We start from the raw sequence: 26,015 nt of genomic DNA, 5'->3' as shown, positions 1-26,015 counted from the left end.
ATTTTGAGCCCTTATTTTTATAAATTTCTAAAGTGTAAATCAATCTATGCTTTTAATTGCGCAAATTCTTTAGCGAAGTAGCTTAGTATTACATTGGCTCCTGCTCGTTTGATGCTTAATAATAATTCGTACATCGCTTTTTGTCCATCAATCCAACCGTTTTGGGCAGCGGCTTTAATCATGGCGTATTCACCTGAAACATTGTAGGCTGCTATGGGCAACGGGAAATTATCTGATAAAGTTTTGATGACATCCAGGTAAGAGAAAGCCGGTTTTACCATCAGGAAGTCAGCTCCTTCTTCCATATCTAATTGTCCTTCAATTAATGCCTCTTTTACGTTAGCAGGGTTCATTTGGTAGGTCTTTTTATCACCAAATTTAGGAGCAGAATCCAATGCATCACGGAAAGGGCCGTAGAATGCGCTGGCATATTTAGCCGAATAAGACATGATACTTATTTCACTAAAGCCCTCATCGTCTAATAATTCACGGATATATCCTACGCGTCCATCCATCATATCTGATGGTCCCAGAATATCTGCTCCGGCATGTGCTTGTGCTAATGCCATTTTGCCTAGTACATCTAAAGTTTCATCGTTCAGAATCTTTCCGTTTTCTACGATACCATCATGACCATCACTGCTGTAAGGGTCTAAAGCAATGTCGGTCATTAGTGCCAAATCAGGGAATTTGTTTTTGATTTCGCTTAATGCTGTCAGGTAAAGTGTACCCGCTTTATAGCTTTCAGTAGCATATTTATCCTTTTTTGATTCAGGATAGTTCGGGAACAAGCAGATAGATTTAATGCCTAAATCAGTTACCTCTTTGAGTTCTTCCAGAAGCGTATCTAACGAAAAACGATAGATACCAGGCATTGATTTGATTTCGCTTTTGATGTTGTCGCCTTCCATAACAAACATCGGAAAGATAAAGTCGTTGACCGAAAGCGTAGTTTCCTGCACCAAATCTCTGATAGCAGCGCTTTTGCGGTTTCTTCGTGGGCGGTGAATAAGCATGGGTATATAAGGTATAATCTTAATATAATTAAAAATTTAAGGCGTCAAACTCCTTAAAATGGCCGTTCATAGCGATACGGTCTTTGGTTCGTTCTACTTCAGAAACGATTGGTAAGATTCTTTCCAGATGGGCAATCAATATTTTCTGCCGTTGAATTTCGGATGCCATCGTTAGCAATTCATATTCCTCGTTAACTGAAAGGCCGATTTTATGGGCAATTCTAAAGCTGAAAGGCTGATATTCGGGCTTATTATAATCGACTTTGATTTTCAGTAATACATATAACCGATCGACCAGACTTAATAAAAATGGATTTACGGCTTCGTTCAAATCGTCATTGTCAATAAATTCTACTTCGCCACCAGCATAGAGTTTGTCTTCTATGGGGTTCTGAAAATCAGTAATTCTGAAGACCCTTAGCCCCTTGGTTTTAATGTCCATCCGGCCGTCACCATAGCGTTTGGATAGCTGGGTGATATGCACCTCGGTACCATAACCTGCCAGTTTATTATTCACAAACGTAGGGATTCCAAAAGTTGTCTGATTGTCAAGACACTCATTAATGAGTTCTTTATAACGAGGCTCAAAGATATGTAGATTCAAATCTTCATGTGGAAAGACTACCAGGTTCAACGGAAAAAGAGGTAAAAAACTCATAGAAGCCCAGTTTTGGTTTATGAGGATAACCCAAATTTTTGCATTATTGTTTCGGAGGCAAAGGTTTTTCAACACTTAAACCAATTGACATAATGAAAGGCAGTGGGTCTTGGCGCATATACTGTTGAAGCTTGATAGTATACTTGCCTTTCTTTGGAAATTTATAAGCACGACTAGAAAGCACTTTGCTATCCCAGATATCACCTAAACCCTTGCCTAAAGGCTTGCCTGTTTTAGGCTCAAATAAAATAACCTGTTCCAGACGCTTGTTGATAAGCTTATTATCCGGCCCGTAAATGTAACGGGTAAGATACAGGTTATTGTAAGGATATTGAGAGGCATTTCTGACCAGCAGATAAATATCATAAGGAATGGTTTCGTCTTTTACCTCGAAAGTAAAAGACGGAACATCCTTGATATACCAGTTTGTATCTTTAAAGTCTATAAAAGACTTATAAATAGCGTTGCTGTCGCAAGCAAAAACACTCAAACAAAGTACGAAGCCTATAATAAGGTTTTTCATTAAGCAAATGTATTTGAAACCTATCAGCCGGGCTGATTAGGGTCATTGTTTTTATTGTTGGCCTGAGGATTATTCTTAGGCTGATTTCCTTGCTGCGGTTTATTTCCCCCTTGATTATTTTGTTGCTTAGGTTGGTTTCCTTCCTGATTATTTTGGTCTCCGCCACGAGGGCTCCCTCCTTGATTAGGCTGATTCCCCTTTTGATTATTTGAGTCTCCACTCCGGGGATTTCCTCCTTGTTTGTTTGGGTCTCCACCACGGGGATTACCGCCCTGATTATTCTGTTGTTTAGGTTGGTTCCCTCCCTGATTAGGCTGATTTCCCTTTTGATTATTTGGTTCTCCACTCCGTAGATTTCCGCCTTGACCATTCTGTTGTTTATTCTGGTTATTTCCCTGATTGTTCGGATTGCCGCCCTGATTATTCTGTTGCTTAGGTTGGTTGCCTCCCTGATTAGGTTGATTACCTTTTTGGTTATTTGGGTCTCCACCTCGCGGGTTACCGCCTTGGTTATTTTGCTGCTTATTCGAATCTCCACTCCGAGGATTATTCCCTTGATTGTTTGAATTTCCTCCCTGATTCGGCAGATTTCCTTTTTGATTATTAGGTTCTCCACCTCGAGGATTACCGCCTTGTTTATTCTGGTTATGCCCTTGGTTATTAGGATTACTACCCTGATTGTTTTGCAAAGGCTTAACCTGATTATTCTGGTTATTATTCTGCTGCTTATTAGGATTGCCACCTTGGTTCGGAGTACCTCCTTGTTTAGAGTGCTGAGTATTCCCTCCCTGATTATTTTTATTCTGACCTTGATTTCCCTGTTTTTGATTAGTGTTTTGACTATTCTGGTTATTCTGAGCCGGATTAGCAGGTTTCGGGTTATTATTCTGTGCCTTAGGCTCTCCCTTCTGGTCTCTGTTAAACTGCTGAGGTTTTTTGCCTTTATCAGTATATTTTTTATCCAGGCGGTCTAAGTCAGAATTTCTTGGAGAACTTTTATCGGCAACTGTCGTATCCAGTAGATTCAAATCATCCAATGAAGTAGGAATAACACCTCTTTCGTTCATTTTCATGATTTCTACTACCTTATGAATTGGTAACGAATGCCAGTTAATATCATTATTGTAGCTGAACCACATGATGCGACGGAAAATGTCAGTTTTTTGCAAAACGGCAATTCCTTTCTCTGTTTTCAATGGTTTCTCTACAGTCGGAATATCGCTTAATGCATCGAGATAAGTCTCTAATTCGTAGTTAAGACAGCATTTTAAGCGTCCGCATTGTCCTGAAAGTTTAGCAGGATTTAATGAAAGGTTCTGATAACGAGCCGCAGAAGTTGGAATAGCTTTGAAATCAGTCAACCAGGTAGAGCAGCATAATTCTCTGCCACAAGAGCCTATACCACCTACACGGGCAGCTTCCTGACGAAGGCTGATTTGCTTCATTTCAACCCGAATCTTGAATTCGGCTGCGAGCAATTTAATCAATTCACGGAAATCGACCCTGTCATCAGCTGAATAGTAGAAAGTCGCTTTGGTATTATCTGACTGAAACTCAACGTCAGACATTTTCATCTGCAATTTGAGTTCCTTTGAAATTTCACGCACGCGATACATGGTAGGTAAATCTCGGGCAATAGCTTGCTGATGTTTTTCAAGGTCTTTTTCCTGAGCCAGACGTAGAACTTTCTTTATATTGTCATCGTCCTGAATGCCTTTTTTTATCATCTGTAAGCGAACTAACTCGCCCTGCAACGAAACACTACCAATATGGAAACCTGTCTGCATTTCGCAAACCACAAAGTCTCCTGTATAAAGCTCAAGGCCGTTGGTATTTCTGAAATATTCTTTTCTACCACCTTTAAACTTTACTTCAACCATATTATAACGCATACTCATCGGTACTTCCATGTTTGAAAGCCAGTCGTACGCATTCATTTTATTACATCCACCTGTCGAACAGCCGCCCGATGAGCAACCTGCCACAGTTTTATGATTCGATTTTTCGGTTCTATCTAAGGCTTTTACTGCTCCGCAGCCACCTGATGAACATTGTCCACAGCCCATATCCTCTGTATATATAGTTTATATTTGTTTAAGAATGATATTGAGTGATTGAGCGAGTTAGTGATTGAGTGAATGATTAAAATTCAATAAAAAACTAATTCAAATCAGCCTTTTCAAACATCATTGTATTTATACAGATACAGGCAAAAGTGTGAGAATAATGTATTTCTTTAGCGCATTATGGGGCTAATTCTTATTTGTAAGTTATGATTTCTGGTGTTAAAATCTATATATAATAAGTCTCGAAATATCTTATTCCTGGTCTTTCAAATACTTTAAAAGGTCTTTGCCTATATCTTTTCTGTAATATCTGCCGTCAAATATAATATTTTTTGCTAATCGTTGTGACTTCTGACGGGCAGAATTTAAGGTGCGAGCCATTGCTACAGATACAATCACGCGTCCACCATTGGTTAATACTGTATTATCATCAGCCAGTTTTGTGCCAGCATGAAAGACAATCGTATCTTTTTCTGCTTCAGGAATCTGCATTAAATCTCCCTTTCTATAATCTTCAGGGTACCCTTTTGCTACCAATACAGTGGCTATAGCCGCCTTTGGATTGAGCGAAAGTTTGATTTTATCCAGCTTGCCCTCAGCTGTAGCTTTCATGAGTTTTACCATATCAGTTTTTATTCTTGGTAAAACCACTTCTGTTTCAGGGTCGCCCATGCGTGCATTATATTCAATCACATAAGGTTCGCCATTTACATTCATTAGTCCAACGAAAATAAAACCTACATATTTGATTCCTTCGGCTTGTAAGCCTCCCAAAGTAGGTTTTACTACGCGTTCTTCTACTTTTTGCAAAAAGACTTCATCGGCAAACGGAACCGGAGAAACAGCACCCATACCACCAGTATTTAAGCCTTTATCTCCCTCGCCAATGCGTTTGTAATCTTTTGCTTCCGGCAGAATTTTGTAGTTCTTTCCATCTGATAACACAAATACCGACAATTCGATTCCACTCAGGTATTGCTCAATTAATACTTTGCTGCTTGCGTCGCCAAATTTGGCTTCGGCCAGCATTTCATGCAGACTTTGCTGGGCTTCTTTGAGTGTTTCGGCAATAATTACGCCTTTACCGGCCGCCAGGCCATCTGCTTTTAGAACGATTGGAAGCGATTGTTTTTCTAAATAGTCCAATCCTTCGGCAAGTGTATCTTTCGTAAAAGTCTGAGATGCCGCTGTTGGAATGCCGTATTTCTGCATGAAATTCTTCGAGAAATCTTTACTGCCTTCTAATTGTGCGCCTGCAGCATCAGGGCCAACAATTTTGATTTTTTTAAGGCTTTTGTCTTTTTTGAAGAAATCAACAATGCCTTTTACGAGTGGGTCTTCCGGCCCTACAATAATCATTTCGATCTTGTGCTCTTTTACTGCCTGTGCAATTCCTGTGAAATCGCTTACGGCAATCGGTAAGTTGGTGGCAAGTTGTGCAGTGCCTGCATTACCCGGCGCAACAAACAATTGCGTCAGGTTTTTTGATTGAGAAATCTTCCAGGCAAATGCATGCTCACGACCACCAGAGCCAATAATCAAAATATTCATTGCGTATAAATTTTGTGTTCCAAAGGGGCAAAGGTCGGAAGTTTTTTGGAAAAGAAAAAAATGAGAGCGGAAAATGCTAGCGCTGGCAGCTAAAATTCAAATTCATTCTCTTGTTTTACTTTCTGAATGGTCTCATGAATAGCCTGTTTGCCACCATAAGCAATTTTTCTGGAAACAATAGAAGCTGAGGTATAATAGGCTAATTTGGTATAAAATTCACCCTGACCGAAAAACTCTTTTTCAGTGCTTAGTTCTTCAAGCGAGGGAGATTTTTTTGACAGGAAAAATAATTCGTCTCTATAGGCCTTATATCGTTGAATACTATCCTGGGCCTCAACAAAACGATAATCAAGCATTAAAGCTACGCCTTCATCAAACCACGTGGGGATTTTTGTCCTGGTTTTCCACCAACCCAGGCGAGTCATTAATTCGTCATGAGACATTTCGTGGGCAATCACATCAGCATTAAGCCCATCTTTATTTAAAACTATCCAGGAACCTACCGGTGTGCCAATGGTACAACCTGCTCCGTCTGACGTCCGGCAGTAGTTCTGATATTCTTCCGGATTATCACAGAAAATAATAGTTGCCTTACCTTTCTGATCACCCCAGAAATCTTCCACACGTTTTTTAGCGATTTTAATATACTTTTTTAGTGAATCCTGCTGTTTTAAAGTAGAAGTAGTAGCTGCATACACCTTGGGCTGTAGGTTAATAAAATCATCATACTTCACAAAAGAGCAACGCAATACTTGCGGAAAAACCGAGATAAAAAGTATGAAACAAAAGAATAGGATGATGAATATGGGTTTTAGGAATCTCATTGTTCTGTTAACATCTCATAATGAACTTAAAGTTCTGTATGTTATTAAAAGATTATGATGTAATTTTGCCGAAAATTTTTAGTAACCTAACGACTTAAAATATATGTATCAAATTATCCAACCGATTCACTCATATCTGGCATATCTTACTTTATTTCTGTTAGCTTTTGCTACCCTTAATGGTATTCTGGGGTCAGGTAGTCAGAAAGCTTTTGAAGAAAAGCATTTGAGAATCAATAAATTTGCTTTAATAGCAACACATACCATGTTTCTTTTAGGCATTATTTTATTATTTATTTCACCTATTACACAGACTGCTTTTGCTGATATGAAAGCCACCATGAAAAATGGAGTTTTACGTCAGTATGCCATTGAACACCCGACTGTCAATCTGATTGCCGTTATTTTAGTAACAATAGGCAATGCCCGTGTGAAACGTGCTGTGGGTAATGGAAAGAAATTTAAGCAAACGGCCATTTTCTTTGGCTTAGCTTTAGTGTTGATTTTAAGTCGTATTCCATGGAGTAATTGGTTTGATTGATTTTTGTAGAAGTTGTAGCCGATTGCTAGGACTTTACGAGTTTCAATTACCAAACAAAGTTTATCAAATATTTTATGTTAAGACCGTATTTAGGAAATATAGGGCATTTGTCCATTATTGTCGCGTTTGTTGCTGCCTTAGTTTCTACGTATGCCTATTGGCAGGCTAGTCGCCCGACTACCCAAGTGCTAAAGGAGAATGTTACCGATTGGCTTACATTTGCCCGTCGTGCTTTTTATGTGCATGCTGTAGCGGTTGTTGCAGTTTGTGCTTCACTGTTGGGCATTATTTTTAATCATTATTTTGAATACCATTATGCCTGGGACAACGCTTCGCTGAGTTTGCCTTTGGGGTATGCTGTTTCTTGTTTCTGGCAAGACCAGGAGGGTAGTTTTTTACTCTGGATGTTCTGGAATGTGATTGTAGGAGTAATATTGATTAACTCATCTTTAAGAAAGAACAAAACCTTAGAAGCACCAACGCTTACCATATTTACATTGGTACAGACGTTTCTGGCTTCTATGATTTTGGGAGTAGTTATTTTTGGCGATTTCAAAATAGGTAGTTCCCCATTCCTGACTTTAAGGGAATCGATGCCGGATATTCCTGTCTGGAAAACCAATCCGGACTTTGTTCCGAAAGATGGTAATGGTTTGAATCCATTGTTGCAGAACTATTGGATGGTGATTCACCCGCCGACCACCTTTTTAGGATTTGGTTTGACTCTAGTCCCATTTGCTTTCTGTATGGCGGGTTTATGGAGAAAACAATATACAGAGTGGATAAAACCTGCATTGCCGTGGACATTGGTAGCCGCAGTAGTTTTAGGTACGGGGATTATGATGGGAGGTATCTGGGCGTATGAAACCTTGAACTTTGAAGGATACTGGAACTGGGACCCGGTTGAAAACGCAGTTTATGTGCCTTGGCTGGTATTAGTGGCAAGTTTCCACACGATGCTATTGGCCAGAAAAAATAGTTCTGCACTAAAGTATACCATTATTCTTGTTATTGCGCAGTATATTCTGATACTTTATTCTACATTCTTAGCTAGGAGTGGGGTATTAGGAAATGCCTCTGTACACTCATTTACTGATTTAGGACTTTCGGGGCAGTTGCTTCTCTACTTATTTACTTTCATCATTGCCGCAGTAGTTTTATCAGTTATCCGCTGGAAACACTTGCCTAAAGACGCACAGGAGATTTCTACTTTCTCACGTGAATTCTGGGTTTTTATGGGGGTATTGATGTTGAGTCTGGCGGCTTTCCAGATTATTGTTACTACATCTATTCCGGTTTATAATAAGATTGGAGAAGTATTTGGCGTGAAACTCAATATGGCCTTGCCTACTAATCAGGTTGAGCACTATACCAAATTCCAGATGTGGTTTTTTGTGGTGATAACCATTCTGACAGGTATTGCCCAGTTTTTCTGGTGGAAGCGTGTGAAGAAAGAGAGCCTTTCTAAATTATTGAACCCGCTGATTATTACGCTTTTAGTAGCTGCATTGGTTATTACTTTTGCTAAAGTAACCAACTGGCAATATATTATCTTATTAACGGCTTCAACCTTTAGTATTGTAGCGAATGCAAGTATCCTGACAGATGTGCTGAAAGGGAAATTTAAAGTTGCCGGAGGTGCCATTACGCATATTGGTGTAGCTTTAATGTTGATGGGGGTAATGTTCTCGTCAGCGTATTCGAAAATTATTTCTTTGAATTTTTCGGGTGCAGAGATATTTCAAGGTAATGATAAAGAGAATAAGGAAAATGCCTTGCTTTGGCTGAATCGTCCTACAGAGTTTAGTGATTTCTCATTTACTTATAAAGGCCAATTTGTTGATGTACGTAAAGTGCCTGGTTATATTGAGAAAAAATATATTCTGCCTGTGCCAGGTAGTAATTTCAAAGGTATTGCCCGTGCTGATGTGGTGGACGGAGACAAGACTTTCTACAAACGTGGTGACACCTTAGAATATGAAGCTGAAAATACCTATTATCAGGTAGCTTATACTGATAAAAGTGGGAAGAGTTTTAACCTATATCCACGTTTTCAGATTAATGAGAAAATGGGTAATGTGGCCTCGCCGGATATTAAGAAATTCTGGAACAAGGATATTTATACCCATGTTCGTTTTGTAACTTTAGACGAAGACAGAGAATGGAGTGTTCCGGAAGAGTTTACAGTGGCAGTAGGAGATACTTTCTTTGTAAATGACTATGTGGCCATTCTGGAAAATGTAGAGGGAGTTAATGAAGTAGATGGAATGAAACTGAATGTAGGAGATGCCGCTGCAAGAGCGATTGTAAAAGTATTAGACAGAAATGTGGCAGTAACGATGCGTCCGGTATTTGCGATCAGAAACCATGAAATATGGAGTAAACCGGAAGTAAATACCGAAATGGGCTTACGCTTGCAACTGACAAAAATTGACCCTGCTACTGGAAGATTTTCTTTCTCAGCAAGTAGGGGGCAGCGGGAGTTCATAGTCTTGAAAGCCCTTGAGAAACCGCATATCAACATGCTATGGTTTGGGTTCTTGTTCGTTATTATAGGAATAACGCTCTCAGCCGTCAGGCGGTTTGCGATAGTCGGGGCTACAGATTAATATTTTGTAGAGACGTATTGCAATACGTCTCCAAAGGGCTATGTAATCCAATAAATCTATTCAGATGCAAGGTTTTAAAGGAAAGAAAATTATTAAAATATAGATAGGCTAATGAGACGTATTGCAATACGTCTCTACTATTTTAGCCGCAATACAATCTACATTATCATTTATGACCTTTTTAGAAAACATCTACCGGAATTTTGAATCGAAAATTAATCGTTTCCTAAACGTAAGCAATTGGCAACTGCGCGTGGTAGTAGTTTCGGGCATATTGATGCTATTGTCGTTTTTTAACAATACAATGCCTTTTGATGATTTTAAATTATATTATGAAGAGGTAATTGCTAAAAAGGGTGAGTTCTTTCTGTATAAAGTAACCAAAGACCGGGCTCAGAATCTAACCGAACATAGAGTTTATGAGGAACCTGCTTCCAATAATCGCGTTTTTCGTTTGACTCTACCAGTCATCGTAAAGGTATTGCATATCAGACACGTGAGTATCTTTATTTATGGTCTGCAATTAGTATTGGGTGTTTTACTATACTTTTTGTTGACCAGATTTCTGTTTCAGCTTCTCAACGATAAAGCGGCTACGCTTTTAGCAATGATAGCGTTGTCCTGCATTTATTTCGGAAGTTCGTTTTTTATTGAAAACCTTGGCTACGGAGATTTCTACACTTTTTTCTTCCTGTTCTTAGGCATGTACTTCCGCAATCCACTCATTATTTTTGCTTCTATTTTTGCAGCTACCTGGTGTGACGAACGTGCGGCTGTTGCCAGCGGATTAGTATTTTTATGGTGGTGGATTTCGCCAACGATTAAAGATAACCGGAAAATAAGTTTTATACCCAATTGGCAGATGGTAGCTGTAGCTCTGGGCGTTATTGCTTATGGAGGTCTGCGTTTATATCTGATGAAATATATAGGCATGTCGGCCACCTACAAAGAGGGGGAGTTTATGCAGATGATACATGATAGCTGGCGTTCTTTTGGCTTTAAGTTTACGTGGGTATTAGAAGGCTTCTGGCTTTTGATGCTTCTGGCTTTTGCCATTTTATATAGCAATAAAGAATATCTGAAACTTCTATTGGTTGCGGGTGGAACTTTAGCTATGGTTTTTTTAGGGATGACTACCTACGATTCTACCCGAAGTGGCTCTTATGTGTTCCCGATGATTTTTTTAGGGATTATGATTGTACGTACCAGGCTGACCGTCCAACAACTCCGAGTTGTACTGACGCTTGTAGCTTTGATATGCTTTTTACACCCATTGGCTACCAAAACCAGAGGTGTGGGGTATTTCCTGATGGAACACAAAATGCCAATTCAGGATACTTTGCGTTCTTCGGAATGGTATCCTCTGGCTCAGGAATCGACTAATTTTTGAACCAGATAATGCTTAGAATTTTTCTCTGCTTCTTCACTTTTCAGGCATTTGCACAAATACCTACCAATACCTGGCTGACGCATAATAACTATGTCAATCTGAAAGGTGTAGAGATAGTAGAAAAGAAAGTATATGCTTTTTCAGATAATGGCTTTTTCTACTACGACAAGACTAATAAGCAGTCTATTAAGCTATCAAAAACTGATGGGCTGGCAGAAACTAATATTGCGCAAATTCGCTACAATTCGAGTTTAAAATCACTACTGATAGCCTATGATTCAGGCAATTTGGATTTAGTGGATATTGATTCAGATGGGCTGCTAGACGAGATTCATAATATAGATTTCATCAAAAATACAAGCACAATACAGACTAGCAAGCGTATTAATGCCATTGAATTTCAGGGTGAGTTCGCTTATCTGGCCAGCGATTTCGGTTTAGTCGTACTAGATACCAAAAAAGCAGAAATCAAAGAAACCTATCAGAATATCGGCGGTGGTGGTAAAGCCGTAAGCCTGAAACAAATAGCTTTTGCGCGAGACAGTATTTTTGTCAATACAACTGATGGTATACTGGGCGCAAAGTTTGCCGCTAATATCAATCTACAATTTTATGGTAACTGGAAACCCATTACGGATAATCAGTTATTCAAACCTAAGCAATATCCGCAAGATGTGCTTATCAAGAATCCGTTAGAAATAGAAACAGATGCTGAAGGTAAAGTCTGGATTGCAGATGATGGAAATGGTTTAATCAGTAATTGGGAAGGCTCTTTTAAGAATTATTCACCCAGTGGCCCTAAAGGGGAGATTAGCGAGCTGTTTTATCTTGAATCAAAAATCTATACTAAAGGAACGACAGGTAATCAATTTACCAATAACGAATGGCAGACGATTGCTTTGAATCAGCTACCGACATATTCGAAAGATGTGATAGATAATTATGGTTTTCGTTGGCAAATGGTTTCTAATGGTGTTCGGGTAACTGAAGATGCCAGTAAGCAAACGCGCTTGTATACGATTGGGAAAAATTCAGGAAATTTGCCAAGCACTATAGTCAATACCATTGCCATAGATAAAGAAGGAACTATCTGGATTGGTACCAATGATGGTATTGCGGCGGTAATTCCGGCAAGGGACATTTTCTCGAGAATAGTAGATGCTTATACACCTTTTAATAGCCAGGGCAGGAGAATATTGTTACAGGAAACGGTAAAGAAAATAGTAGTAGATGGAGGGAACAGAAAATGGATCGGAACGAATAATGGCTTGAATTTATTTGTGCCTACAGTTGATGAACTGACACAGAATTTTACAGAAGCCAACAGCCCGCTGCCTACCAATGAAATAGTAGATTTGACCATAGATGTGGTGAGTGGAGAGGTGTTTGTATTGACTCCTAAGGGCTTACTTTCTTATCAAAGCGATGCCTCGGAGCCAAAAGAAGATTTGAGCGGAGTGAAAATATTTCCGAATCCTATTCGTCCGGATTATCAGGGGGTTATGACGATTTCTGGTTTGAGAGATAATAGTGCAGTTAAAATAACTGATGCCTCGGGCAGGTTGATTTACGAAACAAAGTCTAATGGAGGAACGGCTTCCTGGAATTTGAATAATTCAACAGAAAGCCGTACAATCTCTGGTATTTATATGGTCTTTTGTATTGCCGAAGATGGCTCTGAAAGCTTTGTTGGCAAAGTGGCTATTATTAAATAACTACTCTACTTTCTTGAGCGTTACATAAAAATTCTCATCCAGTTTCACGTCTTTAGCCTCTTTCTTCAATGCTTTCCAACCGGTTGTTGGGTAAATGAAATCCATTTTTTCTCCATTAAGCGAAACTTTTACAGGCATATCGAAACCCTCAATACAATTGGCCCAATGGTAAGTAAATTTGCCGTCTTCAACTTTATACTCCAAAACCGGAATACGAATATCTCTTAAATACTGGTCGAATACTTTACTGAGATTTTTACCACTCTTATCCGAAACATAATCTTCTATTTGCTTGCTTACTACTGTCTGGTGGTAAAAGGTTTTGTTTAATCCTCGCAATACCTGTCTCCAGCGCTCATCATCATTCACAATCTGGCGCATGGTGTGTAGCATATTACCACCTTTATAATACATATCACCCGAGCCACCATTGTTTACATTGTATATACCGATAATAGGCGCTTTGTTCATAATGTTTTTTCTACAGCCAATTACATACGCTGCTCCGGCTTCTTTGCCGTAGTAATATTCAGTAAACAGGTTTTCGGAGTAATTGGTAAAGCTCTCGTGTATCCACATATCGGCCATATCTTTATAGGTGATATTATTGGCAAACCATTCGTGCCCTGATTCATGGACAATGATAAAGTCCCATTTCATCCCCCAGCCCGTGCCAGATAAATCTCTGCCTAAATATCCATTAGTATATTTATTACCATAAGTAACCGAACTTTGGTGTTCCATGCCCAGATAAGGTACATCAACCAATTTATAGCCATCTTCATAGAAAGGATAAGGCCCAAACCAATGCTCAAATGCTTTCAGCATCATCGGCACTTGCTTAAACTGTGTTCTGGCTTTTTCCAGGTTTTCAGGCAATACATAATAATCAAGGGTCAGTTTGCCTTTTTCTCCATCGTACGTCTCATTAAAATGTTCGTAGTTTCCTACATTCATATTAATACCATAATTGTTGATAGGGTTTTTGACAAACCACTCAAAAGTCCTGGTACCGTCCTTATTATCAATCACTTTACGCAAACGCCCGTTTGAAATATCTTTCAGATTTTCAGGCACTGTGATACTAATCAGCATACTATCACATTCATCATACATATGGTCTTTACAAGGCCACCAGGCGCTTGCACCTAGTCCCTGGCAGGAAGTTGCCACATAATCGTTGCCCTCTTTATCTTTTACCCATTGTACACCACCATCCCAGGGTGGACGTTTGGCTACAATCGGATTACCCGAATAATGTACTACTATAGATTCGTTCTTACCTTTTTCCTGCTTTTTCTTCAAGCTAATCATATAGGCATTTTTGCCATCTAATTTATATGAGAGTTCTTGCCCATCTTGTGTTACTTTCTCTACTTTCAGTGGTGGTTGTAAGTCTATCTGAATAACCTGATAGGGTTTTAAAACTTCATAAAATACGGTAGTACTACCTGAAAGGAATCTTTCAGGTGGATTTACTTTTGTTCGGAGTTCATAATATTTTAAATCCCACCAGCTTCGTTCAGGAGTAATGCTTCCACGTAAGGTGTCGTCATGGCTAAATTCAGGAGTTTTTACTTGTCCGCAAGCAGCAAAGAATAAGAAAGTGTTGATAAAGAGTAGTGATGCTTTTAGCATTTTCATATATTAATAGATTTTTGGTAGGCAAATTTAACCTAAATTCTTTAGTTTGATAAAAACACATAAACAATTTCAAAAATTGTAAGTGGTTATTAAAAACAGCAAATAAATCTGGTTTTTGAAAACTGTTTTTGTGGAAAAATTGTACTAATTTAAGAAAGAGGATTTGATTCGATGAGTACACCCTGAGAAACGCTATTGATTTCTCTCATATTAATCAGACATGAAACAGACCAAGGATCCTTATGCCGCCCTGCGGTATCCTGAGTTCAGATATTTTGTTACGGCACAGTTTTTATTTACCATAGCTATTTTAGTGCAGGAGGTAGTAATCAGTTATTATCTCTACGAAATCACACGCGACCCTCTTTCTTTGGGCTTAATCGGGCTTTTTGAAGCAATACCCTATATATCTTTAGCTTTGTTTGGTGGCTATTTTGCCGACCGGAAGGAAAAAAGGACTATTATTCAGATTTGCTACGGAATCATTATTATGTGTTCGTTAATCTTGCTTTGGGTAACGCACCCTTCAACCGAGCATGGATTCAGTATTTTACAGCAAAAAAACTTTATTTATCTGACAGTCTTCTTTTTAGGAGTAGCCAGAGGTTTTTATGGTCCGGCCTGGTCGTCATTAAAGCCTTTTCTGGTATCGCCAGAACACTATTCTAACTCTGCTTCATGGGGTAGTCAGTTCTGGCAGATAGGTTCTATTCTGGGCCCGGCCTCTGCCGGATTTTTGTATAGCTGGTTAGGGCTCACCAATACCCTTATTTTGGTAATTATATTTTTTCTGGCTGCCTTTGTGTTTGTTTCCCAAATTTCAAAAAAAGGTATTCAGAATATCGAAGCTCAGACAGATGTTTTTAAAAGTCTAAAGGAGGGAATCAAGTTTGTGACAGGTAACCGAATCCTATTTTATGCAATATTATTGGATATGTTTTCAGTCTTGTTTGGGGGAGTAGTAGCTATATTACCTGTTTTTGCGAAAGATATTCTGAAAGTAGGGGCAGAGGGGTTGGGAATCATGCGGGCGGCTCCAGGTTTGGGCGCGGTATTGACCATGCTGGGTACTGCTTATTTTCCGCCAACCCGTCAGGCGTGGCGCAATATGCTTATAGCTGTAACAGGGTTTGGTTTAGCTACTTTGGTTTTTGCTTTTTCTACCAGTTTATGGTTATCAGTTATAGCGTTATTTTTTACAGGTGCATTTGATAGTGTGAGTGTGGTGATTCGACAAACGATTTTACAGGTATTGCCACCTGACGATATGCGGGGAAGGGTAAACTCGGTGAGCGGTATATTTGTCAGTTGTTCTAACGAATTAGGAGCGTTTGAGTCGGGGGTATTAACTAAATTTATCGGGGCAATTCCGACAGTTATTTTTGGTGGGGTAATGACTTTGGTTGTGGTAGGTACGCTTTTCTTAAGGTCAAAAGAATTATTCTCTGTTAAATTAGAGACGGCTTTAAAAGATTGATATGGGTGGCGGACCGCTCTTTTCGGAGAGAAACTAGCCGTTCGCAAGACAATATTTAAACAGGCTCTATATAAGCAAAGGTCATTCAATGTTGAATGACCTTTGCTTATTAATGCTTGGAGATGTCAGTATAAAATCTTTTGATTGTTGTGTGCAATTCAGATATTTTATCTGGTGATTTCTAATACTTCTACTTCTACCAATCCGGCAGGCGCTTGAATCTGAGCAGTTTCACCTACTTTTTTCCCAAATAAACCTTTGCCAAAAGGAGAGTTGACAGAGATTTTACCTTGTTTCAAATCAGCTTCTTCTTCCGAAACCAAAGTATAAATCATAGTAGCACCATTTTTTATGCTTTTGATCTTTACTTTCGACAATAAAGATACTTTAGATGTATCAATCGTTGATTCATCCAGGATGCGGGCGTTGGCAACTAGTTCTTCTAATTTGGAAATTTCCATTTCCATCAGGCCTTGCGCGTCTTTAGCCGCATCATATTCGGCGTTTTCTGATAAATCGCCTTTGTCACGAGCTTCTGCAATCTGGCGGGCAATATCTGCTCTGCCTTTGCCTTTCAGGTCTTGTAATTTATTTTTAAGGTTATTATAACCTTCCTCCGTGTAATACTGAAGTTTTGACATATCTCTTATAAATTTAAAAACCCCTTTCTTCTGAGGGGTGGACAAAAAAAGAACGGCGAAAATTCGACCGTTCCTGATAAAAGTTTTGATTTTATCTAAGAAACTACCTGAATTTTACTCGAAAAAATACTTTATTTGCTCGATTTTGTTTCATTTATGCAATTTAGATAACAAAGGTACAAAGATTTTTTTAAATCAAGTATTTTTGCTACCACATAATTATATAACGGAGAAAAGATGAAAATAGTTTTTATGGGTACGCCTGATTTTGCAGTGGCAAGTCTGCGGAAATTGGTAGAAAATGGCTGTGAGGTGGTAGCAGTGGTAACAGCACCCGATAAACCCTCGGGCAGAGGCTTGCAGATGCACGAAACACCTGTCAAGCAATATGCGGTGTCGCAGGGAATTCCTGTCTTGCAACCTGAAAAGCTTAAAAATCCTGAATTTATTGAGCAATTAAGAAGCTATCAGGCTGATTTGCAGGTGGTTGTGGCATTCAGGATGTTGCCTGAGATTGTGTGGAATATGCCAACCAAAGGTACTTTTAACCTGCACGGCTCGCTTTTACCGCAATACCGTGGTGCAGCACCTATTAATTGGGCTGTGATTAATGGTGATACTGAAACAGGGGTAACTACTTTTTTTATTAAACATGAAATAGATACAGGAAATATCATATTTGTAGATAAAGAACCCATTTATGCGCACGATAATGCGGGTACAGTGCATGATAGACTGATGGAACGAGGAGCAGACCTGGTTTTGAAAACGGTAAAAGCTATTGAGGCCGGAGATTATCCGCAATTGCCACAGGAAACTGATATTGAATTAAGGCCAGCACCGAAGATTTTTAAAGAAACCTGTGAGATTAACTGGAATCAGCCTGCTGAAAAAGTACATAATTTTATTCGTGGGCTTTCACCTTATCCGGCTGCATGGACAACCTTATCTGGTAAAATGTGCAAGATATATCAATCTGAATTGACAGATACAGAAGGAAATGATGTGAAGGCGGGAGAAATAGAAATGGACGGAAAAACTTTTCTGGCATTTAAATGCTCCGATAAATTTCTGAGAATAAAAGAACTGCAGATTGAGGGGAAAAAGAAAATGGGGATAGAAGATTTTCTGAGAGGATTCAGATTGTAAAATCTATTGTCTTATATTAGAAAGCCTTGCTTTTTGAGAAGCAAGGCTTTTGGTTTATAATTAAGCATTACATCATTACTACGGTCGTAAATTTAGCGGAGACCGTCATGGTTTCATGTTTAATTATATTACATTTTTCATCAGTATCATGGAGGGTACAGACCTTTCCTGTAACACTGCCTTGAATAACAGTTTTCCCATTTGATTGATAAATTCTGTCAATAACAATTCTGCCTGATTCACTTTTCTCGTCTCTACAGTGCTCATAAACCGAACCTCCGGCTTTTTTCTTCGAATGATGCATAGCAGCAATGTTAGTATCTTTAATATTAAATGTATAAGTCCCGGGCGCAAAGTGCTCTGTATACACACGAAGTACATTAGACATATTATCTTCGAAAGATATATATAATGCCCCAGCGCCATAGGCAGCATTGATAGCGATACTTGTTGGGTCTGATCCATCGATACTAAAAGTATTCTCGGTATCTATATAAAGATTACTTACGAGCATGAGCTTAGCTTTACCTGCATGTTGCAATTCAATGCTTATAGCCACCGGATTATAAGCTGCATTTGGTTTCTTATTAGGTGCGGTATACATAACAACCGCTTTGTTGTCTTTATTGGCGAATCCTAATAACCCTGAGGACTGGTCTTTAGGTAAGGTAGTTGTACAATCTACCCCATTCAGATAGATTTTTGAAATCGCCGTGCGATCGGCCAGCTTAGGCGCTACCAGCGGAACAAGTAATAATATGTCACTATCAGGTTTGTTTGACCATGGCCATTCACTTTCAAGGTATTCTATCTGAAGTTCTTTGGTTTGCTTAATCAATACTGTATCGTATTCCGGAGTCAGGCGATATTTAGTAATCATAGACCACCAGCTAAAGTGCTTAATGGAGCCGGTAATGGTTTTCTGGGTTTTGTTTACAGTCAGCGGTGCAGTAGCCTGCCATATTTTATTCTGATCCTGAAATGCCAGCGCCATATTGTCTAATGAAACGCCGCTTATTTCTTTGTCAGTATAGCGATAAGTAAAAGTAACAGGTTTAGCAAATTCGCTACCATCTGGGCCAAATTCATAACCGATACCAACGTTTCCCCAGGCTTTATTTTCTACCGGACGAATGGTGATATTGGTTTCTTTGCTTAATGCGCCTGCCGGAAAGGTAAGTGTAACTTTGCCATCAGGAGTAGAAATGTTACCACCCTGTGCACCAATCATTTTTGCGGTGACAGCGCCTAAAGGTTTACCGACTTCTGTGGGGGTACCTTTTGATGGTTGTTCAGGTTTAGGATTTTGCTGATCGGTTTCACAGGATATTAATCCCAGAAGTGAAAGAAGTGTAATGGCGACAGTTTGTAAAGTTTTCATAATTTTAAAGTAATAGCTGTTCATATAGTTAAGTGATGTCAAATAACATGATGCAAACTTAGCTGATGGAGAAAACTTCATAAATGCGCCAACACATGAACTGTATAATAGCTCGTTGCAATTGATAGAACCATGTTATGAATTGTGGAATTAGAAGATGAATAATAGCAGTTTATAGCAATAAAAAAGGAGAGCACTGCTCTCCTTAAATAATATTTTTAAGATGTTATTTGCCCATCCAGTTTTTAAAATCAGCTACTTTTTCCCGACTCACCAGAGCTTGTTTACCATGCGCAGGGCGGAGCGTCAAAGCCAGCCTATTACCAAAATAGGGTTCCATTTTTTCAACGGTTTTGTGTGTAAGTATCATCCCTCGGTTAATTCTGAAAAAGCGGGCCGGATCAAGTGTTTCGGCTATTTCGTCTAAAGTATAATCTACCAGAAATTTCTGATTAGTGTGGGTCGTGAAGAAACTATATCGCTCATCGGTAAAGAAATAAGCAACTTCTCCCACCTCTATAGATAATAGCTTCTGATTCTGTTTGACTAAAAAACGCTCGCGGTATTCAGGCGTCGCGTTTAACTTTAAGTCTTCAAGAAGTTTTTTAATGCCACTTAGCGAATCTTGTGCGGGTTGCGCAGGCTTTGCCTTTAAGGTTTCATATTTATTCAGACTTCTCTGTAAATCATCCCGATGAACAGGCTTCAACAGATAATCAATACTATTTACCTTAAATGCCTGTAGAGCATATTCATCATAAGAAGTCGTAAAAATGACTGTGCTTTTTACTTCTGTCCGGTTAAAAATCTCAAAACTCTGTCCATCAGATAATTCTATATCCAGAAAGATCAGGTCAGGATCTGCATGTTGGTTGGCTCTGTTTGTTGCCAACCAATCAACTGTATCTTCTATACTATCAGTTACGCCAATGACATGAATCTCGGAAGTTATCTCATTAATAATCTTCTTCAATCGGCGGACTGACAGCGCTTCGTCCTCAACAATCAATGCATTCATTTCTACAGTTCTTTAGTTTAAATTTCTTTAGTATATCCTTAATATTTAGCTTATAGTCTTTGCAATTAGAGGCAAAGTAACAGTAAAATAATCAGGCCCATTTTCAAAAATAGGCTCTGATACAACAGACTTATTTTGTGCTAATAAATGGTATTTAGCCTTAATATTAGCCAAACCTATATGTGTCGATTCCAGGTTTTCTAAGCCTGAAACATTTTTCTTCTGCAGGTTATTTCTTACCTGCAAGAAACCATCGTTAGTGCTTGCAATCTCTACCGTTAAAGGTCTGCTTGACCTGATAACATTATGTTTAACCGCATTCTCTACTAATAATTGCAGCGTAAGCGGGGGCAACAGGTATGATAAATATTTTTCATTAACATTAATATTCAGATGCATACCTTCTCCGTATCGTGTTTTTAATAAATGATAGTAAGACTCAATAAATGACAGTTCGTTATTTAATGAAGTCAGATGATTTACCTGATCTTCATCTGCTGTTGACTGATTAGTATGTAACAGATATCTGTAAACCCGTGCCATCTGGTCAACAAACTCCTCTGCTTTCTCAGAATCTTCAGCAATAAGGGTTGAGAGCGAATTCAGGCTGTTGAATAAAAAGTGTGGACTTATCTGTGCTTTCAGACTCTGTAATTGACCTTGTATGTTTTCTTTCAGCAGTTTTTCCTTATTAAATTCATGATGTTTCCAATGTCCTAATGAATGAAAAGTTTCTTGAATAACCATCGTCAGCACAATAGCCATCATATTAATCACATAGACTATAATAATAGATTTATAACTGGCTGTAGAACCAAACCACCTGAATTTAACATAGAGTGTGGCAATCAGTAACAGGAATATTCCTGATAAAACTGCGTGAGTAAATACAGATACTGCTACTCGTTGGATAGTTTGATTCAAACTGGAATATCTATTTGAAATACTAGTATTTACCCGATTCTGAATCAAAAAAGTGCAGGTCAATAAAACGCCATTCAGGATGGTAGCTCCAACAAATGTTCTGATGTCGGAAAAATAACCTGAGCCGATAAGCAGGTAACTGAAAAACATGAGAAACACAGGCATGGTCAGTGCATACGACCAGCTTGTTTTAGCTTCAGGTTTTTCATTAAGCGCATTGGCAAAAGGATTCTTCATCGGACTATTAATCAAAACACTTTGATTCTTTTTCTTTAAAACAAAATAAGTAGGTCTTATACTGATTAAGTTAACTACATTACATCAATCCTCATAAACGATGTATGAATTGAGGGTTTATCCCGACCAATTGCTCAATTCTCTTTCCATAATTACTGGGAGAATAACCGTAAAATATTTGTCCTGGTCAATTACCTCTACAGCTTCATTAGATAAGAAACTGTATTTGGCTACCAGATTTGCCAGCAAGGCTTCTTGCGTATCTATGCTTCTGATTTTCTTCTGCAGGTTATTTTTCACGCTTATGCGCCGGTCAGCTAAAACATCAATGGTAATGATTAAAGGCTTACTGATTGACATCATATTGTGTTTAATAGCATTATCTACCAGATTCTGTAAACTCAATGGAGACAAGACTATACCTTTATAAAAATTAGGTTGAGGAAGTTTGAATTGCAGACCTTCTCCGTAGCGCACTTTCAAGAGTCGGGCGTATGTTTCGAGAAATTCCAATTCTGTAGAAAGGCAGGCGAATTCTACTTTGGCAGCTTGCAGCATGTAGCGATATATCTTTGAGAGATCTTCTACAAACTGCTCAGCCATGTCTTTATCTTCTCCGATTAAAGACGAGAGTGTATTCAGGCTATTAAAAAGAAAATGCGGATTCACTTGGCCTTTCAACGTATCAAACTGTTGTTGTAGGGCAATACGTTCTAATTTTTCACTTTCGGTCTGATTCTGTTTCCACTTTTCGAAGGCATAAAATAAGCCTAAGGCAGCACAAAGGAAAAAGTCGAAAAATATGCCTAAAATCATGATAGGCCATATCTTGTCCCAGACAAAGTCGACTTTCAGATAGGGAAAGATGCTGTAAGCCCATACATCAAAAACAGCTAATAGCATAGTCATGCTACCAACTAGTATGAGCATCACAATCAGGCGGATTCCGTTTTGGTGGAAGTGTGGGAAACGGGCTATTACCCAACGGATGGCCACAGTAAGCACTATAATAGAGAACCAGTAGAGAACAAAAACCAACTCTGTTCCAATCAGGAATGTCTTAAAGTCAGAAAAGTAACTATCACCAATAAAGTAATAGTTACCTGCGACAAAAAAGATGGGCATCATTGTGAGGTGATACCACCATTCATATTTTGAAAAAAATCTGGGCCTCATGAAATTTCAGTACAGTGCGTGTCAGGCAATTTTCAAAAATAAAAATTCTTTCACGAATGTTTGCATGCACTATACTTTATGAGACCATATTTATGTATGAATTGCTAAAAGTGATGTGTGATTTGTAAAAATGTGGATATTTAGTTGGCTTACTTTACTTAACAGCAACCAATGTAAAATGCTCATCATTTTCATCTACACTCTTAATTGATAATTTGTTGCCTTTTACTGAACCAACATTTTCTCCTTCGTAGATCAAATTAATAATGCCACTTCCTTGCGAAGCTACCACACCTGTTACTTTTCCTACCAGAAACTCTTCGTTAGAAGTTTTCTGACGGATATTTAAATCTACATCTACAGTTGTTTCAGTAGCACGTGTAATTTTAACCGTTCCTTTTATATTGGTTTGGCTGGCAGGGACAGTCTGTCCATCAACCACAACTTCGGTAAATGCATAATTACCTTCAATTTGGGTAGCTAAATCCGGTGCCGGGTCTTTTCCATTATCCTTACATGAAGTAAGAAATAGGCTAAGTATCATGCAGATACCTAAAACAGATTTTAATGAGTAACGTAAAGCTTTCATAATGTGTAAAAATAATTTTGTTTTAAATAATTGATAAGCAAATCAGTTTTCTGCACCACAGATTTTCCGTTCGCTTTACAAATATGAAGGCTTAGAAGTCTATTCTGAAAAGCCATCCTGACTGAAATGGAAGCTCTTACGACTGAATTGTGATTTTAGGCGGATAGACTGTAAATAGAAGATTATTAGCAGTTTGTGACTTAATAATAGCAGAAAAGACTTAGAATACAGTAAGACTTACCAAGAATATAGAAAAACCTCCTTCAGGCACCAGCCGAAAATTTACCAGTTCATGTGACAATTCTTACAATTAATAACCCGAAACCTGCAATTGAAACAGGCAGTAATGGTAGCAGAAAAAGTCTGCCTATAGTTTTGCATCATAAACTGATAGCCAAAGAAAATTATTAAAACCACAGTTAAAGCATTTTATCAATTATGAAAAAGTTAAACACAATGAAACGTACATCAATTATTATCCCCCTTTCACTGGCATTGTTCAGTGCCTTGATTTCGTGCAAAGAAACAGAAGAAACTCCCAAGCCAACACCAGTCGTAAATCTAAAAGCCAATGCCGGAGCCGATCGGGATGTATTGCCTATACAAGCAGCAACGCTGGATGGTTCTGCTTCTACCGGTAACGAAACTAAAACTTTTAACTGGACACTTATTAGTAAACCAGCCAATAGTAAACTGACATTGGCTCAACCAACGGCAGTAAAACCAACTTTTACGCCTGATATTGTAGGTTATTATGAATTTGAACTGACAGTAACGCAAGGCAGCGAAAAAAGTCAGGACAGGGTCAGATTTAAAGTAGAGTACAAAGAGCCTATAACCATTGATAAGCCTATCAATGAAAAAACGCATCTGGCTGACCGTTTTATTGACCATATAAAACCAGATTATCTGGTAACAAAAGATATTTCAGTAAATGCTGAACTAAGTGTTGCGCCGGGTGTAACGATGGCTTTTGACCGCGATAAAGCTTTGAGCATTGAAGAAAAAGGAATAATTGATGCCGTAGGATTGAGCGAAAACCGTATAAGATTTACAGGTATGCAATTGCAAAAAGGTTATTGGGCTGGTATAAAACTGTATTCTCCAAGTGCGGCCAATAAGATGGCTTTTGTGAATGTAGAATATGGCGCAGGTAAAATTGCTTTTACCAATACTAAAGCAGGTTTGGCTATGTTTGGCAATAAAAAAGCACAGATAAGTTTAACAGATTGTCTTTTTGCTACGAATGATGGCTATGGTTTATATGTACAAACGGGATCACTATTAAAAGATTTTAAGAGAAACAGCTTTGAAAGACAATCGCAGGCGGGTATTCTGATTGATGCAATCAACGCTACTTTTCTGGATGCAGATTCGAAATTTACAGGTGCAAATGAGCGTGATTTGATAGAAGTAAACTCATCTATAATTAAGGAAGAGACTAACGTAAGCTGGCCTGCTTTTAAAGACGGAACGAAATATAGACTATTAGGTAATCTGGAAATAGAAACGGGTTGGACTCTAAAACCCGGTGTAACGGTAGAAGTAGAAAGAGATGTGATGATTAGTGTAAATCGCAATGGTTATTTATCTGCACAAGGAATACCTGATAAAAAAGTAGTGATAACAGGCGTAAGAAGAAACGAAGTCTACTGGAAAGGAATTATCATTTATTCGGTAAGTAATCAGAATGTAATCCAGAATGCAGAAATAAGTGGTGGCGGTAGCGCAATCATTGTATCAGGCAGAAGAGCAAACGTAGTTGCTTATGGCAAAGGAGCGAAGTTAACCATTAAAAATACCCGTTTGACTTATAGCGGCGGCTATGGAATCCTGTATACTTCTGATGCTGATGTAAACAGCGATGCTGCAACGACTAATACATTTGCCAGCAACAATGCTGCTAACGTAGCTAAGTTTTAAAACGGTTTTTGGGCAGAGAGATATTACTCTCTGCCACTTAATCAACATTTATAAGCCATGAAATCAATCATATATTTTCTGCTGATAACATTATTAACTATAGCATGTACTCCAGATAAGTGCAAGTGTAATGATCCTGCACCTGAACCCGGTAAATCTGATGGTATAGAGAAAGGAATTGTAAAAGGTAGAGTAACAGATAGTAACAAAAAGCCTATTGCTAATGCCAAAATTGTCGCTAATAGTCTGGATTATGCAAATGCCGTAATTGGGTATTCAGATGCAAATGGTAATTATAGAATCAAGCTTCCGACTGGTATTGCCTCAGGGTCATTTTATGTGAGGGGAAGCGTAAAAGTAAAATACAACGGGCAAAACTATGATCTGGCGCTTTTTACTGAAAACGATGGTCAGTTTTCGCCTTATGATGGAGCTGTCAAGAATCTTACGCTAAAATTAACAGGTAAACGTACAGGCAATTTCGGTGATGATGGCTTCTATGGCGGGACTATTGAAATACTACATGATTTCGACAATTTAGAGGTCGGAAATATAGAAGTAACCTTAGTACCAGACGGCCCGTTGGTTGATGGGAGTGCCGGACAAACGGTGGTTCGTCGCGTTGCCACTAATGATTATCATATCTATGATGTGGCAGTAGGCAAATATAAAATTACAGCTAAAGATGTAAGCACAGGCAAAAAACTAAAGGTAAAAGTGAGATACGAGGAGAAAGATTATAGTGATTCAACTACTGGAATTTTTATCCCGCCTTATGAGTTGGCTGAACATTATGAGCTGACGTTATTAATCAAGTAGTAAGAGACATTTAAGAAAGTAGCAGTAGGTTTAGAATTAGGTTTCACCACACAACTTTTAACCATAATCGCAAGAAAGTATTCTTCATCAGGAGAATACTTTTTTTATATCTGATATGTGCTTGTGTACTCACAAATTTTTCTA

21 protein-coding genes are annotated in these 26,015 nt (G+C 38.6%); 8 read left to right on the top strand and 13 right to left on the bottom strand.

The window, feature by feature from the left end:
- Nucleotides 1–44: 44 nt before the first annotated feature.
- The 6 genes from hemB to D0T08_RS10810 all read right to left on the bottom strand — a co-directional run bounded on the left by hemB (nucleotide 45) and on the right by D0T08_RS10810 (nucleotide 6,638).
- Nucleotides 45–1,016, bottom strand: a complete 972-nt coding sequence (gene hemB, locus D0T08_RS10835; protein WP_116982652.1) for a porphobilinogen synthase — start codon at nucleotides 1,014–1,016, stop codon at nucleotides 45–47.
- Nucleotides 1,017–1,044: 28 nt separating this feature from the next.
- The gene (locus D0T08_RS10830) at nucleotides 1,045–1,674 is read right to left on the bottom strand and encodes an LON peptidase substrate-binding domain-containing protein (protein WP_116982651.1); all 630 of its coding nucleotides are present in this window, start codon (nucleotides 1,672–1,674) and stop codon (nucleotides 1,045–1,047) included.
- A gap of 43 nt (nucleotides 1,675–1,717) precedes the next feature.
- The gene (locus D0T08_RS10825; protein WP_116982650.1) at nucleotides 1,718–2,197 is read right to left on the bottom strand and encodes a gliding motility lipoprotein GldH; all 480 of its coding nucleotides are present in this window, start codon (nucleotides 2,195–2,197) and stop codon (nucleotides 1,718–1,720) included.
- Between the two features lie 23 nt (nucleotides 2,198–2,220).
- The gene (ricT, locus tag D0T08_RS10820; RefSeq protein WP_116982649.1) at nucleotides 2,221–4,263 is read right to left on the bottom strand and encodes a regulatory iron-sulfur-containing complex subunit RicT; all 2,043 of its coding nucleotides are present in this window, start codon (nucleotides 4,261–4,263) and stop codon (nucleotides 2,221–2,223) included.
- Between the two features lie 252 nt (nucleotides 4,264–4,515).
- Nucleotides 4,516–5,814 carry a phosphoribosylamine--glycine ligase gene (gene purD / locus D0T08_RS10815; RefSeq protein WP_116982648.1) on the bottom strand — a complete coding sequence of 433 codons (1,299 nt, stop codon included), beginning with the start codon at nucleotides 5,812–5,814 and terminating at the stop codon, nucleotides 4,516–4,518.
- Between the two features lie 89 nt (nucleotides 5,815–5,903).
- Nucleotides 5,904–6,638 carry a hypothetical protein gene (locus D0T08_RS10810; protein WP_147322758.1) on the bottom strand — a complete coding sequence of 245 codons (735 nt, stop codon included), beginning with the start codon at nucleotides 6,636–6,638 and terminating at the stop codon, nucleotides 5,904–5,906.
- Nucleotides 6,639–6,741: 103 nt separating this feature from the next.
- On the opposite strand from D0T08_RS10810, the gene D0T08_RS10805 reads away from it, so the two are divergent.
- From D0T08_RS10805 to D0T08_RS10790, 4 genes are all read left to right on the top strand, one after another.
- Nucleotides 6,742–7,179, top strand: a complete 438-nt coding sequence (locus D0T08_RS10805; protein WP_116982646.1) for a hypothetical protein — start codon at nucleotides 6,742–6,744, stop codon at nucleotides 7,177–7,179.
- Nucleotides 7,180–7,253: 74 nt separating this feature from the next.
- Nucleotides 7,254–9,788 carry a cytochrome c biogenesis protein CcsA gene (gene ccsA, locus D0T08_RS10800; protein WP_116982645.1) on the top strand — a complete coding sequence of 845 codons (2,535 nt, stop codon included), beginning with the start codon at nucleotides 7,254–7,256 and terminating at the stop codon, nucleotides 9,786–9,788.
- Between the two features lie 172 nt (nucleotides 9,789–9,960).
- Complete coding sequence (locus D0T08_RS10795) at nucleotides 9,961–11,178, top strand: hypothetical protein (RefSeq protein ID WP_116982644.1); 1,218 nt, start codon at nucleotides 9,961–9,963, stop codon at nucleotides 11,176–11,178.
- Between the two features lie 8 nt (nucleotides 11,179–11,186).
- Entirely contained in the window at nucleotides 11,187–12,893 is a 1,707-nt protein-coding gene (locus tag D0T08_RS10790; protein WP_116982643.1) for a T9SS type A sorting domain-containing protein, read from the top strand.
- Here D0T08_RS10790 and D0T08_RS10785 read toward each other — a convergent pair whose 3' ends face one another.
- A complete protein-coding gene (locus tag D0T08_RS10785) occupies nucleotides 12,894–14,537 on the bottom strand; it encodes a M1 family metallopeptidase (protein ID WP_116982642.1) in 1,644 nt (547 codons plus the stop codon).
- 220 nt (nucleotides 14,538–14,757) lie between these two features.
- Here D0T08_RS10785 and D0T08_RS10780 point away from each other — a divergent pair, with 220 nt between their 5' ends.
- On the top strand, nucleotides 14,758–16,014 hold the full coding sequence (locus D0T08_RS10780; RefSeq protein WP_116982641.1) for an MFS transporter: 1,257 nt from the start codon (nucleotides 14,758–14,760) through the stop codon (nucleotides 16,012–16,014).
- A 167-nt stretch (nucleotides 16,015–16,181) separates the two neighbouring features.
- On the opposite strand, the gene greA is transcribed toward D0T08_RS10780, so the two are convergent.
- A complete protein-coding gene (gene greA, locus D0T08_RS10775; protein WP_116982640.1) occupies nucleotides 16,182–16,655 on the bottom strand; it encodes a transcription elongation factor GreA in 474 nt (157 codons plus the stop codon).
- Nucleotides 16,656–16,892: 237 nt separating this feature from the next.
- Here greA and fmt point away from each other — a divergent pair, with 237 nt between their 5' ends.
- Complete coding sequence (gene fmt / locus D0T08_RS10770; RefSeq protein WP_229238941.1) at nucleotides 16,893–17,804, top strand: methionyl-tRNA formyltransferase; 912 nt, start codon at nucleotides 16,893–16,895, stop codon at nucleotides 17,802–17,804.
- 67 nt (nucleotides 17,805–17,871) lie between these two features.
- On the opposite strand, the gene D0T08_RS10765 is transcribed toward fmt, so the two are convergent.
- The 5 genes from D0T08_RS10765 to D0T08_RS10745 all read right to left on the bottom strand — a co-directional run bounded on the left by D0T08_RS10765 (nucleotide 17,872) and on the right by D0T08_RS10745 (nucleotide 23,129).
- Nucleotides 17,872–19,185, bottom strand: coding sequence for a hypothetical protein (locus D0T08_RS10765; RefSeq protein WP_147322757.1), 1,314 nt, complete (start codon nucleotides 19,183–19,185; stop codon nucleotides 17,872–17,874).
- A 226-nt stretch (nucleotides 19,186–19,411) separates the two neighbouring features.
- Nucleotides 19,412–20,203 (bottom strand): LytTR family DNA-binding domain-containing protein, encoded by a 792-nt coding sequence (locus D0T08_RS10760; RefSeq protein WP_116982638.1) that lies wholly within the window; start codon nucleotides 20,201–20,203, stop codon nucleotides 19,412–19,414.
- 45 nt (nucleotides 20,204–20,248) lie between these two features.
- Nucleotides 20,249–21,364 carry a sensor histidine kinase gene (locus D0T08_RS10755; RefSeq protein ID WP_116982637.1) on the bottom strand — a complete coding sequence of 372 codons (1,116 nt, stop codon included), beginning with the start codon at nucleotides 21,362–21,364 and terminating at the stop codon, nucleotides 20,249–20,251.
- 117 nt (nucleotides 21,365–21,481) lie between these two features.
- On the bottom strand, nucleotides 21,482–22,540 hold the full coding sequence (locus D0T08_RS10750) for a sensor histidine kinase (protein WP_229238940.1): 1,059 nt from the start codon (nucleotides 22,538–22,540) through the stop codon (nucleotides 21,482–21,484).
- Between the two features lie 154 nt (nucleotides 22,541–22,694).
- On the bottom strand, nucleotides 22,695–23,129 hold the full coding sequence (locus D0T08_RS10745) for a hypothetical protein (RefSeq protein WP_116982635.1): 435 nt from the start codon (nucleotides 23,127–23,129) through the stop codon (nucleotides 22,695–22,697).
- Between the two features lie 438 nt (nucleotides 23,130–23,567).
- On the opposite strand from D0T08_RS10745, the gene D0T08_RS10740 reads away from it, so the two are divergent.
- Both D0T08_RS10740 and D0T08_RS10735 read left to right on the top strand, forming a co-directional pair.
- Nucleotides 23,568–25,052, top strand: a complete 1,485-nt coding sequence (locus D0T08_RS10740; protein ID WP_229238939.1) for a PKD domain-containing protein — start codon at nucleotides 23,568–23,570, stop codon at nucleotides 25,050–25,052.
- A gap of 57 nt (nucleotides 25,053–25,109) precedes the next feature.
- Entirely contained in the window at nucleotides 25,110–25,871 is a 762-nt protein-coding gene (locus tag D0T08_RS10735; protein WP_116982633.1) for a carboxypeptidase-like regulatory domain-containing protein, read from the top strand.
- The last annotated feature ends 144 nt before the right edge of the window (nucleotides 25,872–26,015 follow it).

Source organism: Emticicia sp. C21 (genome assembly GCF_003418935.1).
Taxonomy (GTDB): domain Bacteria; phylum Bacteroidota; class Bacteroidia; order Cytophagales; family Spirosomataceae; genus Emticicia.
The sequence above is the reverse complement of the archived record's forward strand: the minus strand, read 5'-3'. Positions and strand labels throughout refer to the sequence as shown.